At 39.4% G+C, this 11,849-nt stretch carries 14 protein-coding genes; 8 read left to right on the top strand and 6 right to left on the bottom strand.

Annotated features, from left to right (window positions below; all coding sequences use genetic code 11):
- Positions 1 to 2: 2 nt before the first annotated feature.
- Complete coding sequence (locus tag GNP35_RS04950) at positions 3 to 779, top strand: SDR family NAD(P)-dependent oxidoreductase (RefSeq protein WP_155695045.1); 777 nt, start codon at positions 3 to 5, stop codon at positions 777 to 779.
- A gap of 107 nt (positions 780 to 886) precedes the next feature.
- Here GNP35_RS04950 and GNP35_RS04955 read toward each other — a convergent pair whose 3' ends face one another.
- Positions 887 to 1,213: a hypothetical protein gene (locus GNP35_RS04955; RefSeq protein WP_155695047.1), complete on the bottom strand. Its 327-nt coding sequence runs from the start codon at positions 1,211 to 1,213 to the stop codon at positions 887 to 889.
- Between the two features lie 415 nt (positions 1,214 to 1,628).
- On the opposite strand from GNP35_RS04955, the gene hisG reads away from it, so the two are divergent.
- The 7 genes from hisG to GNP35_RS04990 all read left to right on the top strand — a co-directional run bounded on the left by hisG (position 1,629) and on the right by GNP35_RS04990 (position 8,858).
- Positions 1,629 to 2,528 (top strand): ATP phosphoribosyltransferase, encoded by a 900-nt coding sequence (gene hisG, locus GNP35_RS04960; RefSeq protein ID WP_155695049.1) that lies wholly within the window; start codon positions 1,629 to 1,631, stop codon positions 2,526 to 2,528.
- Between the two features lie 29 nt (positions 2,529 to 2,557).
- On the top strand, positions 2,558 to 3,880 hold the full coding sequence (gene hisD, locus GNP35_RS04965) for a histidinol dehydrogenase (protein WP_155695051.1): 1,323 nt from the start codon (positions 2,558 to 2,560) through the stop codon (positions 3,878 to 3,880).
- Positions 3,873 to 4,994: a histidinol-phosphate transaminase gene (gene hisC, locus GNP35_RS04970; protein WP_155695053.1), complete on the top strand. Its 1,122-nt coding sequence runs from the start codon at positions 3,873 to 3,875 to the stop codon at positions 4,992 to 4,994. Before hisD ends, hisC begins: the two co-directional genes overlap by 8 nt.
- A 4-nt stretch (positions 4,995 to 4,998) precedes the next feature.
- Positions 4,999 to 6,081, top strand: a complete 1,083-nt coding sequence (gene hisB, locus GNP35_RS04975) for a bifunctional histidinol-phosphatase/imidazoleglycerol-phosphate dehydratase HisB (RefSeq protein ID WP_155695055.1) — start codon at positions 4,999 to 5,001, stop codon at positions 6,079 to 6,081.
- The gene (gene hisH / locus GNP35_RS04980) at positions 6,081 to 6,722 is read left to right on the top strand and encodes an imidazole glycerol phosphate synthase subunit HisH (RefSeq protein WP_155695057.1); all 642 of its coding nucleotides are present in this window, start codon (positions 6,081 to 6,083) and stop codon (positions 6,720 to 6,722) included. Before hisB ends, hisH begins: the two co-directional genes overlap by 1 nt.
- Positions 6,723 to 6,811: 89 nt before the next feature.
- Positions 6,812 to 7,573 (top strand): 1-(5-phosphoribosyl)-5-[(5-phosphoribosylamino)methylideneamino]imidazole-4-carboxamide isomerase, encoded by a 762-nt coding sequence (hisA, locus tag GNP35_RS04985; protein ID WP_155695059.1) that lies wholly within the window; start codon positions 6,812 to 6,814, stop codon positions 7,571 to 7,573.
- A gap of 103 nt (positions 7,574 to 7,676) precedes the next feature.
- The gene (locus GNP35_RS04990; protein ID WP_155695061.1) at positions 7,677 to 8,858 is read left to right on the top strand and encodes a tetratricopeptide repeat protein; all 1,182 of its coding nucleotides are present in this window, start codon (positions 7,677 to 7,679) and stop codon (positions 8,856 to 8,858) included.
- Positions 8,859 to 8,885: 27 nt separating this feature from the next.
- On the opposite strand, the gene GNP35_RS04995 is transcribed toward GNP35_RS04990, so the two are convergent.
- The 5 genes from GNP35_RS04995 to GNP35_RS15540 are packed head-to-tail and all read right to left on the bottom strand — an operon-like array spanning position 8,886 to position 11,829.
- On the bottom strand, positions 8,886 to 9,098 hold the full coding sequence (locus GNP35_RS04995) for a YgaP family membrane protein (protein ID WP_155695063.1): 213 nt from the start codon (positions 9,096 to 9,098) through the stop codon (positions 8,886 to 8,888).
- A 41-nt stretch (positions 9,099 to 9,139) separates the two neighbouring features.
- Positions 9,140 to 10,024: a hypothetical protein gene (locus GNP35_RS05000; RefSeq protein WP_155695065.1), complete on the bottom strand. Its 885-nt coding sequence runs from the start codon at positions 10,022 to 10,024 to the stop codon at positions 9,140 to 9,142.
- Complete coding sequence (locus tag GNP35_RS05005) at positions 10,011 to 10,514, bottom strand: hypothetical protein (protein ID WP_155695067.1); 504 nt, start codon at positions 10,512 to 10,514, stop codon at positions 10,011 to 10,013. Before GNP35_RS05005 ends, GNP35_RS05000 begins: the two co-directional genes overlap by 14 nt.
- A 15-nt stretch (positions 10,515 to 10,529) precedes the next feature.
- Complete coding sequence (locus tag GNP35_RS05010; protein WP_155695069.1) at positions 10,530 to 11,345, bottom strand: outer membrane lipoprotein-sorting protein; 816 nt, start codon at positions 11,343 to 11,345, stop codon at positions 10,530 to 10,532.
- Complete coding sequence (locus GNP35_RS15540) at positions 11,338 to 11,829, bottom strand: MMPL family transporter (RefSeq protein WP_330997720.1); 492 nt, start codon at positions 11,827 to 11,829, stop codon at positions 11,338 to 11,340. The genes GNP35_RS05010 and GNP35_RS15540 overlap by 8 nt, the downstream gene beginning before the upstream one ends.
- Positions 11,830 to 11,849: the final 20 nt, after the last annotated feature.

Genomic DNA, 11,849 nt, shown 5'->3' on the forward strand with positions numbered 1-11,849 from the left:
TCATGGAATTACGAAATAAAATTGCAATTGTTACGGGTGGAGCTTCAGGCTTAGGTAAAGCCACCAGCCAAGGTTTGGTAGCTTCAGGCGTTAAAGTCGCTATTTTTGATCTGAATGAAGAGTCTGGAAAACAAGCAATCGATGAGCTTGGTGCTGATAACGCAATGTTTATCAGTGTAGATGTCACTAATGCAGAGTCTGTTAGCTCCGCAATAGAAGAAGTAATGAAGGCTTACGGTGCAATTCACATTTTAGTGAACTGCGCTGGTATTGCGCCAGCCGCTAAAGTTTTAGACCGAGAAGGCAAAGCGATGGCATTAAACAAGTTTTCAATGGCCATCAATATAAACTTAATTGGTACCTTTAATGTTGCGTCACAGGTTGCTGAGCAAATGGCAAAAAATGAACCTATGGGTGAAGCCCTAGAGCGCGGTGTAATAATTAATACCGCTTCTGTTGCAGGGTATGAAGGCCAAATGGGTCAATCTGCATATGCAGCAAGTAAAGGTGGAATAATTGCATTGAGTTTACCTATGGCGCGTGATTTAGCTCGCACAGGTATTCGTGTAAATGCCATTGCACCGGGCATTATGGGCACGCCTATGTTGTTAGCGATGCCAGATAACGTGCAAGAAAGCTTAGTAGCAAACATCCAATTCCCGAAAAGAATGGGTCAACCAAAAGAATTTGCAGATTTGGTTATGCACTTAACATCTAACGCTTATATAAATGCCGAAACTATACGTCTTGATGGCGCAATAAGAATGCAACCAAGATAGCCATTCAGAGGCATTGCAATAGAGTAGAAAACAAAAACGGACCTTAGGGTCCGTTTTTTATTCAATACTTATTTAAGCTAGTAACCGATATACAACTAAACGTGCGCCTAAGCGTAAAAATCTAAGTGTTCAACGCCATTTTCATCAACGTATTTACCTTTGCCCTGCTTTTTTGGTGTTAGTTCATGTTCATTATTCTGTTTGTTTGTACCTGATGCTTTTATCAATTTATTCTGATTGTCGTCCGAGTGAGAAGATTGCTCATCTTTAGCAGACTTACCATCAGAGCTTTGTTGTTGCTGATTACTCGGATCATCCTCTTCAATGCGCTTTGCTCTCGCATCTTTTGGCGTTTTATCTACATGATAAATGTCTTTTTTGTCTGGTTCATTCGCAACAGGCCTGCGAATCGCATTATAAATGAAGTCCACCATGATCTTTGTCCTTATATCCTTAGTAATGAACAGGGCTGAATAATTGAGTAAAGTTTACATTTTGTGCAATTATTAACCACTTATCGACCGATATGCAAATAGATTAAGTTTTTTTGTGTTTTGTTATATACAAGCGGTTGCTTTTATTTTCATCTAGGTTTATTTTGTGCACATCAACTTTACGAAATTAGAAAAAACGAAAACTCATGAATTTTACAAACGTAAATACAATTTGGTTCCATCATCACGTACCAACGGAATAGTTTTCGGCTAATTTCGCTGGAGGCTATTGTCAGTCCTCCAAGCACATAATTATTGAGCCCTGGAGGATAATATCTTCTGGGGTTTTTTCGTTTTAGGGTTTAACAATTTAATTTAATACTAAAAATTTAGTGCAAATAAAGTAGGAATACACATGACTGACAAGAATAGATTAAGAATCGCGGTACAGAAAAAAGGTCGTTTAAGCGATGAGTCAATAAAGTTACTTAAAGCGATTGGTGTAAAGCTATCAATCAGAGACAGACTGCTTATTGCACACTCTACTAACTTACCTATCGATTTATTATTAGTACGCGATGATGATATTCCAGGCTTAGTAATGGACGGTATCGCAGATTTAGGTTTTATTGGTGAAAATGAACTTGAAGAAAAAATGCTTGAAAGACAAGCATCTAATGAACCTGCTGAATATAAAACACTTAAACGATTAGAGTATGGCGGTTGTCGTTTATCTATTGCTGTACCTAATGAATTTGATTACAAGGGCTTAGAGTCTTTAAATCAAACTAAAATAGCAACAACCTACCCTTACTTACTTAAGCGCTTTTTAGTTGCAAACAATATAAATGCACAACCGGTAATGTTAACGGGTTCAGTTGAAGTGGCACCGCGAGCTGGTATTGCTGAAGCTATTTGTGACTTGGTATCTACCGGTGCAACACTAGAAGCGAACGGCTTAGAAGAAGCGACAGAAATTTTTGTATCTAAAGCTGTTTTAATTCAAAAGTCTGAAGCGCTGACTGCAGAAAAACAAAAATTAGTAGATACCCTTCTGCCAAGAATTAATGGCGTTATGCAAGCTAAAGAATCTAAATACATCATGCTACACGCGCCTATCGCTAAGCTAGAAGAAGTTAAAAAGCTTCTACCAGGTGCAGAAGATCCTACTGTATTACCTCTGTCAGAAAACAGCGACCAAGCCGCTATCCACGTTGTTAGTCCAGAAAATCTATTCTGGGAAACAATGGAGCAATTAAAAGCGTTAGGTTGCACATCAATATTGGTAATGCCAATTGAAAAAATGATGGGCTAATTGGTTAAGCACTAAAGGTAAATTTCCACATGATCACATGGCAAAATCTAACATTAGCAGAGCAAAAGTCGGCATTGTCTCGACCGGCGATCGCAAATCGTGCTGATTTAACAAGTAAAGTCTTAGACATTGTAAATATGGTCAAAGACAAAGGAGACGATGCGTTACTCACGCTGACGAAAAAGTTTGACGGTTTATCACTAAACTCTGTGGCACTGCCTTCGTCACAAGCAGAAGACATTATTGCGACACTTGGTGATGAGCAACGAGCTGCGATTGAATTAGCCTATGGCCAAATTAAACGTTTTCATGAAGCACAGGTACAAGCGGACGTTAAAGTAGAAACGAGTCCTGGTGTGGTTTGTGAATTGATCACGCAAGCTATTAGCTCAGTAGGTTTATATATTCCTGGTGGCAGTGCTCCGTTACCTTCAACTGTTTTAATGCTAGGTGTTCCAGCTCAAATAGCAGGCTGTAAAAGAACCGTTTTGTGTACTCCGCCGGACACTTCTGAGGGCAACAAAGGCGGAATTACCGCTGAAATCCTTTATGCAGCAAAACTATGTGGCATTAAAGAAATTTACCGAACTGGTGGCGCGCAAGCAATAGCAGCAATGGCATATGGTACTGAGTCGATTGCCGCAGTAGATAAGATTTTTGGGCCTGGTAATAGCTTTGTTACTGAAGCTAAACAGTTGGTTGCTCAAGACCCTGCTGGAGCGGCCATTGATATGCCAGCAGGTCCTTCTGAGGTTTTAGTACTTGCTGATGCCAATGCAAACCCAGCGTTTGTAGCGGCGGACCTTTTATCGCAAGCCGAACACGGACCTGACTCGCAAGTTATCTTAGTGTCAGATTCACTACAGCTAATTGAAAAAACTAAACAGGATATCGAGTCACAGCTAACTTTGCTGCCTCGTGCTGATATTGCGAAAAAAGCGTTGGCAAATAGTCGCTTTATTCTAGCATCGGACTTGAACGAAGCGGTTGAAATTAGTAATCAGTACGCCCCTGAACACTTAATTGTGCAGTTTGACAATGCAAGAAGCTGGCTTAGTAAGTTAGATAATGCAGCTTCGGTTTTCTTAGGTGCTTATACACCAGAAAGCGCCGGAGATTATGCGAGTGGCACAAACCATGTTTTACCTACTTATGGGTACTCTAAAGTTCTAAGCTCACTAAACTTAGCAGACTTTACTCGTAAATTTACGGTACAAGAAATAACGCCTAATGGTCTAGCGGCCATTGGTCCGGCAATTATGACGTTAGCCGCTGCTGAAGGTTTAGACGCGCACAGAAACGCGGTTGGTCTTAGACTTGAGCAATTGCAAAAAGAGAAATCAAATGACTGATAATCTAAATAAGACTTCAACACTCGTTGATAAACTTATCCGCCCTGAGCTTAAAGAGTTAAAGCCTTATGAGTCGGCTCGACGTTTATTCAGCATGTCAGGCTCTGACGATACCAATACAGTTTGGCTAAATGCCAATGAAAACCCTTACAGCCCTAATGTTAGCGCTGATCCCAGTCTTTACAATCGTTACCCAGACTTTCAGCCTGAACCACTTATTAACGCTTACAGCCAATATGCCGCGGTAAAGCCGGAACAAGTGTTAGCGACAAGAGGCGCTGATGAAGGCATCGAGTTGCTAATACGAACTTTCTGTAGTCCGGGACAGAATATCATTATCTGCCCTCCTACTTACGGTATGTATGCAATTAGTGCTGAAACGGCAAACGTAAATGTAACTAAAGTTCCACTTTTACCGTCTTTTCAATTGGACGTTAACAGCATACTTAACCAAGTTGATAATGCGCAAATCGTCTTTATTTGCTCGCCTAACAATCCAACAGGTGATGTAATAAACCGTAATGACCTAGTATCGGTTTTAGAAGCGACCAAAGGACACGCCATTGTTGTTGCTGATGAGGCTTATATAGAGTTTAGTACTGAAGATACCGTTACAGAGCTAATGAATTCATATCCGAACTTAGTGGTATTACGTACATTGTCTAAAGCATTTGCATTAGCTGGCTTGCGTTGTGGTTTTACACTGGCGTCTGAAGCTATTATTAACGCTATGAAAAAAGTCATTGCGCCTTACCCTATTCCAGCACCAGTTGCACAAATGGCAACTCAAGCATTAAGTGAAGAGGGATTATTATGGATGCGACGATGCGTTAACGAATTAAACAATCGCCGCGATGCCTTTATAGAAAAAGCAAAAACTTGGCGGTTTGCGAACGAAGTTTATCCTTCAAAAACAAATTTTGTTTTGATGAAACTATCTGAAACGCTTGACGCTAATAAGGTAATGACATTATTTACCGAACAACAAATTTTACTGCGCAATCAATCTAAACAGTTAATGCTAAATAATACCATTAGGGTAACCATTGGTAGTGAAGAAGAAATGGCCGCTGTTGAAAACGTATTTAACCTAATTGAACAAAAACTGGACTAACACAATGAGCAAGCAACAACCTATACTATTTATTGATCGCGACGGCACTCTTGTTCAAGAGCCGCCTGTAGACAAACAATTAGACCGTTTAGACAAACTCGTATTTGAGCCGCTAGTTGTGCCGGTATTAACTCGTTTACAGCAAAAAGGTTATCGTCTAGTTATGGTATCTAACCAAGACGGACTTGGTACAGACGCATTTCCTCAAGCTGACTTTGATGCACCACACAATCAAATGATGGCGTTTTTTGAATCTCAAGGTGTTACTTTTGACGATGTTTTAATATGTCCTCACTTTAACCATGAAGATTGTAGCTGCAGAAAACCAAAGTTAGGCCTGGTAAAAGATTACCTTCAAGAAGGTAAAGTCGACTTCACTGATTCTTATGTGATTGGTGACCGCATTACGGATATTCAACTCGCTGAAAATATGGGTATTGTTGGCATTCAATATTCGCCAGAAAAAATGGATTGGTTAGCAATTGAAAAGTTCTTAGCACAACAAAAAGAGCAAAACCGCCAGGCAAAAGTGACGCGCACCACGTCTGAAACAAACATCAATGTATTTGTAGATTTAGATAGTACTGAGAAATCAAATATTCAAACGGGTATCGGATTTTTTGACCATATGCTTGATCAGATAGCATCGCATGGTGGTTTTTACTTAGACCTAACAACCGATGGTGATTTACACATTGATGACCACCACTCTGTTGAAGATACCGCTCTTGCGCTAGGACAAGCTTTAAAAGAAGCATTAGGTGACAAACGTGGCATTGGTCGTTTTGGCTTTGTGCTGCCTATGGACGAATGTAAAGCAGAAGCAACGCTAGACATTTCTGGTCGACCTTATTTAGTTTTTAACTCTGAATTTACTGACAACCGTGTAGGTGATATGTCCACACAAATGGTTGAGCACTTCTTTTTCTCGTTAAGTCAGGCAATGGGACTCACCTTGCACCTTTCGACTACAAAAGGAAATGCCCACCACCAAGTAGAGAGTTTGTTTAAAGTATTTGGCCGAGCTTTACGCGCCGCTATTAAAGTTGAAGGTGATGTACTTCCGTCTACAAAAGGGGCGTTGTAATGTCGGGTGACTCTAAGCCAATAAACTTGGTTATTGTTAATACCGGGTGCGCCAATATTTACTCTGTGCAATGTGCTTTTGAACGTCTTGGCGTTGAAGTTACCGTGTCAGATAACCCTGCAGTTATCAAAGCGGCTGACAAGGTGTTGTTACCTGGTGTCGGCTCAGCATTTGCGGCTATGAAAAGTATCGAGCAAAAGCAATTAACTAGCGTTATTCAGTCGCTAACTCAGCCTGTACTTGGCATTTGTTTGGGCATGCAGCTTATGGCCAAAAGCTCAAACGAAAAACCGGGTTCGCACTTGGTTACGTCAAAAACAGATACCGTTGAGTGTTTAGGTTTGATCCCCACCGTAATTGAACGAATGGAAGCGGGAGAACTAGTACTGCCGCATATGGGTTGGAATGAAGTGACACTGGATTCCCCTCACCCTTTGTTTAAAAACATAGAACAAGGTGCATTTTTCTATTTTGTTCATAGCTTTTGTGCGCCAATATCAGTCAATACATTAGCTAAATGTAACTATCACTTAGATTTTTCTGCTGCCATTTATCACAACAACTTTTTTGGCGTGCAATTCCACCCTGAGAGAAGTGGTAAAGCCGGCGAGCAATTACTTAGGAACTTTATCGAGCTATAACAAACGTTGCTTTTGAAGGCTCAATGTAGCTAATAGCTAATAGCTATTAGTTATTAGTTAAACAAGATAATAAAGATATTAGGATTTACATGATTATCCCAGCAATAGACTTAATAGAAGGATCTGTTGTCCGTTTATACCAAGGCGACTACGGACAAAAAACAGAATATAAAATTGACCCCGTTGAATTGGTAAAACAATATGCTGCTGCAAAAGCAGAATGGCTGCATATTGTTGATCTTACGGGAGCAAAGGACACTTCAAAACGCCAGCTGTCGTTAATTAAAAGCATGGTTGATTTAGATGTAATGAAGTTTCAAGCTGGCGGCGGCATTAGAACAGAGCAAGACATAATTGACCTGTTCGATATTGGTGTTAGTCGTGTGGTTATTGGCTCATTGGCCGTTAATGACTCTGACTTAGTGCTGTCATGGTTTGAAAAGTACGGTGCAGAAAAAATTGTTCTGGCACTGGACGTTAACATTGACGAAAACGGCAACAAGTATATTGCAACGCATGGTTGGCAGGAAAGCTCAGGCACAACGTTAGAGTCTGTGGTAGATAAGTTTCTAAACGTTGGACTTAAGCACGTACTTTGCACAGACATTAGCAAAGATGGAACACTTCAAGGTCCAAACCAAGAGCTTTATAGTGCTCTTGCTGAGCAATATCCTGAAATTAGCTGGCAAGCTTCTGGCGGCATTAGTAGTTTAGAAGACATAAAAATAGCTCTAACGAACATCAAAGGTTCTGGTTTAGCAAATAACAGCCCAAGCGGAGTTATTCTTGGTCGTTCATTGCTAGAAGGCAAATTTGAGCTAGCTGAAGCGATGCAACTTGTTAAAAGCTAATAGCTTTTTATAAGTTACACTTACCTTAGTACATTTACTTCCTTGAAATTTTAAGCAATACTTTATTTAATATTGTTTTTCAAGGAAGTTATCAACAATGCTCATGGTTAAGTTTAAAAGATTATTTACCGTAATTGCATTTTCAGTCGTGCTTAATGCCTGTCAGAGTATCGGTGAAATACCCACTTCTTTAAAAACACCATTACCCCCCCTAAAGATGGAGCTCAGTGAGTGGGCTAAATTACCCTTTAAAAAACAAAACATTGCTAGTCCCTACGAGTTAACGAATGCTCAAAGACGTGATTTTTTAACCTATTTTCATCACCCACTTCAAGCAAATACTAAACCGCATAAGCGTTTATATAATTATCTTGAACAATTCGTGAGTAACTTTAGCTATTTAAACGAAACATATTCGAGTTCAGACGCGTTAAATTCAAAGTCTGGAAATTGTATGTCTTTAGCCTTAGTGACAACGTCATTAGCTGAGTTGGCAGGCCTAGAAATAAAGTACCAAATGCTTAGTGGTGCGCCTTTGTTTTACGCTAAAGGTAAGTCTGTTTTTGTTTCCCAACATATTAGAACAAAGGTTTATGCTGTAGAGGAGCCAAAAAGCGAAGATATGATGTACTTTGGTAAGACACACCTCGTCATTGATTACTACAAAAATCAAGCTGACTTAAGCGGACATCATATATCTAAAGCTGAGTTTATCTCTATGTACTTTTCAAACCTTGCTGCAGAGCATTATGCAAAAGGTGAATTATTGTTAGCGTATGAGCTTTCTGCAAATGCGATGTCAATCTACCCAAACTCTCCAGAAAACATAAATACTCACAGCCTTATTATCAAAGAGCTATTTAGTATTGAAGAAGCTATTAAATTGCTGACAATAGGTTATGAGCGCCAGTTAAGCTCGCTTAATCTGATGAGTAACCTCAAACTCTTTTTAATCCGTACCGGACAAAACACGAAGGCTTTAAAGGTGAGTAATAATATAAAAAGTATTAATGACCCTAACCCGTATCAATGGTTGAAACTTGGGAATGAACTATACGAGAAAAAGCAACTAACTAAAGCTATGTCATATTTTGAAAAAGCGAAAGAGTTAGCGCCTTACTTAGATGAGGTCTACTTAGCACAAGCGAAAGTTCAATTTAAGCTTGGTAATAAAAAACTAGCAAAAATGAATCTTATAAAAGCCATGGAAGCACCGATAAAAGTGAATGAGGTTAGTCTATATCAAGCAAAGTTATCCGCATTCACGAGTAATAGTGGGCTTTAAGTAATTAAAGCTTGCAGCTCAGAAAGTTTATTTCTCTGTCGCTAATTGCTTTTCCGTTTTTATGCCTAGCTTCTGCAAAACCATTGCAGCTGGGCAAAAGCCGGTAAAGCTTTGCTGGAATAAATTGGCCCCGACAAACACAGTAAACCACACAAAATTAGGGTGCACATAAACAGTTAAAACGACAGATAGTAAAACCATAAACCCGGCAAAAGCTGCCACCGCTCTTTCTAAAGACATGATATTTCCTCACTCATTAAATCAAATTAAATTAAATTAAATTAAAAATATTTTCGTATAGTTAGATATGCGTTTGATGCATCTTCAAACTGACCAAAAAACGTTGTTTTCTGTTTACCCCAGAAGTAATTTATTCCCCCAGTCAGTTGCCAATTCTCTATTGGTTGATAAGACACTTTGACTCTGCTGTAACCATCACTCTCTGAAGGTGAATAAAAGGTAAACCATTGCAAACTCAATGTATCTTGCATCAATCGATAATAAAGCTGGGCTGTCCATAACGTTCTGGCTTGCTTATCTGTGGAAGAATAAGATAACGCAGGATCAAATTCATTTTGACGCTCTAATTGAAATTGAATCGAACCCGTTAGATTAGCCACTAATTCCTGCTGGTAACCAATTAACAACTTTGATTCACGATTTGGTATCAAAGGATTACGACCCTTGCTATCTGCAGAGTTATGTTGAGCAACTTCAAGGTTAAACAAACCCGAAAACATTGGGGTCATCATGCTGGCCCCAATGACATTGAGCTTTGTGAAAGTAGGCTGAAAATCAGAGGTTAAGCTATTTGGGGACTTATCAAAGCCTTTATAACCATATAAAGCGAACTCTATAGCGTCATATTGCTTTTTAAGCCTTAAAGCGTACTCTGCGCCATTTGGGGTGTTTTTATCGCTCACATCAAAACCAGGGGCTATATTCATTCCACCATTTAGCTGCCCTGCTATTGGGTTATAAAACGAAAATACATCTCCATTAATATATTGATCTGATACAAATTTTGGCGTGATTACCAAGTCTACATTTGCAAAGTTATAATAACCTGAAGCTTTTACTGCGAGTTGCGGCGCCTTTAGGTACTCATCGTCTCGACCTGCAAAAAAACTCTGCCAGTCCTTTGCAAACATATCATTGAGAAACAAGTAATCGCCTGTTTCCCCAAGTTAAAATTTGCTGACCGGCTTTTATATCCCAATGATCACTTACTTTGCCCTGCCAATTTAATTCTCTAATTTGACCACGCCATTTTGACTGAACGCCATCGTAAAAAACTTGGCCTCTTAATTTAATGGTTGAAGCATTAAGTTTATAGTCACCCTGAGCCTGAATTCGAATATCATTTAAAGTAGTACTCGTCTTTAAAGCTGAATCGTCACTCAATCTTTTACCTAAGGCAACCTCAATAAAAGTCGCTAAATTACTCCAGCTGGTTTTCGCTTTTTCTGTCCATGGATCATCGCCCCAACTATCATCGCTCGCTTTATCATCGCCCCAATTGTTATCAGGCCAATCGGTATTAGTTGAAGCAAAGGCACTGGCAGTAAATAGAATACCTACGCAACTTATACTTTTAAGCAAAGCCAAAATAGTTTTCTTAGATAACAAGTTAGAAAATAAGCTGTTAACTTTCATATGATTTTTCTAACCCTATCTGCGTAACCATTCAATAGGCGGGGTTCTTAAACTACGCTCAGTAAATATGCTGTCTGGCAAACCAATGTCGTAACTAATATTACGAAACTCCATTAACGTATAACCACCTGTTTTCAAGTCAGATATTTTTGATTTAGTCACAGTGACATAACCCGAAATATTTTCAGTTTCTAAGGTTTCAACCTTTCGGTATAAAGTATTAGAGGCATCATAAAACTCGATCACCATTGGTAGATATGAGCTTTTATCAATTTGTATTATGTAATACGAAAACTCAACGTCGTTTGCTACTTTAGGCGTTGCTTTTAAAATGTATCTTTGTTCGGTTTGCTCCAAGAGCTCAAAACTATCAACTTTGGTAGAACGCCCTGAAACATCTTCATAAAAAAAGTGAGAGCCCACAAATGAGGTTCGTTTATCGCCTGCTGAAATTCTTTTCACCAAATCTAAGCCTGGTAAATATAACCAACGGTCATCATCTGTTGATACATCGTTGTGTTTTTCAACACGAAACACCATGCCACTAACGTCTGCCGGACGAGAGAAAAACACTAGCATTTTCTGATCGCCACCGTCCTCAACGTCTTTGCGTAAGATAGTAAACTGTCTTACTTGTCTGCGCTCTTGTTCATCAATGATCATCATTCGAGCTTGTGTTTTGCCATCTTTACCAGCGTAGTATGCCGCTAACTCTGCTTTAGAAATTATCTGTTCAGCCGTTACTTCAGTTGCCGATTGCACTGAGCCGCTTGCTAAGATTGCTGCTACTAGCGCAACAGGTGTTGTAATACTTTTTAATAAATTAGTCATGTTTACCTCGCTTTATAATAGTCAGTACTGCCGGTAATAAAATTAATGTAACTAACGCTGAAATTGCCATAATACTCGCTAAAAACACGCCAACGGTTACGTAAGGAACTAAAGGTGCAAATAACAATGGCGTAAAACCAAGAGCTACTACAGACGCATTTTTTGTTATCGCATTAGCTGGCTCGCCAAACATAATATTCATTGTTTGTTTAATTGAACCCGTTTCTTTTAGTGCGCTTCTAGCGCGTTCCAAAAAGTGAATCGCAAAGTCCACAGATAACCCTAGGGTCAGTGCAGACAGCACGGCAATGGGCATATCGTAATCTTTACCAATCCAACCAATAAGACCATAAATAAAGGTAATCGTGATTGTCAGCGGTAACATGGCTAACAAACCATAAACAAAAGACCTAAACAGCAGAACCATCATAATAAATACGATAACAAAGGCACTCATAAGACTGTCTAACATGCCAGTTACCATTTGCTCCTGCCAAGCAACAT

Source organism: Psychrosphaera haliotis (assembly GCF_009728465.1).
Classification (GTDB): Bacteria; Pseudomonadota; Gammaproteobacteria; order Enterobacterales; family Alteromonadaceae; genus Psychrosphaera; species Psychrosphaera haliotis.

Bases quoted from the DNA above. Each gene is read 5' to 3' on its own strand.
- GNP35_RS04950 (WP_155695045.1), top strand. From the start codon at position 3: ATGGAATTACGAAATAAAATTGCAATTGTTACGGGTGGAGCTTCAGGC.
- GNP35_RS04955 (WP_155695047.1), bottom strand. From the start codon at position 1,213: ATGGTGGACTTCATTTATAATGCGATTCGCAGGCCTGTTGCGAATGAA.
- hisG (WP_155695049.1), top strand. From the start codon at position 1,629: ATGACTGACAAGAATAGATTAAGAATCGCGGTACAGAAAAAAGGTCGT.
- hisD (WP_155695051.1), top strand. From the start codon at position 2,558: ATGATCACATGGCAAAATCTAACATTAGCAGAGCAAAAGTCGGCATTG.
- hisC (WP_155695053.1), top strand. From the start codon at position 3,873: ATGACTGATAATCTAAATAAGACTTCAACACTCGTTGATAAACTTATC.
- hisB (WP_155695055.1), top strand. From the start codon at position 4,999: ATGAGCAAGCAACAACCTATACTATTTATTGATCGCGACGGCACTCTT.
- hisH (WP_155695057.1), top strand. From the start codon at position 6,081: ATGTCGGGTGACTCTAAGCCAATAAACTTGGTTATTGTTAATACCGGG.
- hisA (WP_155695059.1), top strand. From the start codon at position 6,812: ATGATTATCCCAGCAATAGACTTAATAGAAGGATCTGTTGTCCGTTTA.
- GNP35_RS04990 (WP_155695061.1), top strand. From the start codon at position 7,677: ATGGTTAAGTTTAAAAGATTATTTACCGTAATTGCATTTTCAGTCGTG.
- GNP35_RS04995 (WP_155695063.1), bottom strand. From the start codon at position 9,098: ATGTCTTTAGAAAGAGCGGTGGCAGCTTTTGCCGGGTTTATGGTTTTA.
- GNP35_RS05005 (WP_155695067.1), bottom strand. From the start codon at position 10,514: ATGAAAGTTAACAGCTTATTTTCTAACTTGTTATCTAAGAAAACTATT.
- GNP35_RS05010 (WP_155695069.1), bottom strand. From the start codon at position 11,345: ATGACTAATTTATTAAAAAGTATTACAACACCTGTTGCGCTAGTAGCA.
- GNP35_RS15540 (WP_330997720.1), bottom strand. From the start codon at position 11,829: ATGGTAACTGGCATGTTAGACAGTCTTATGAGTGCCTTTGTTATCGTA.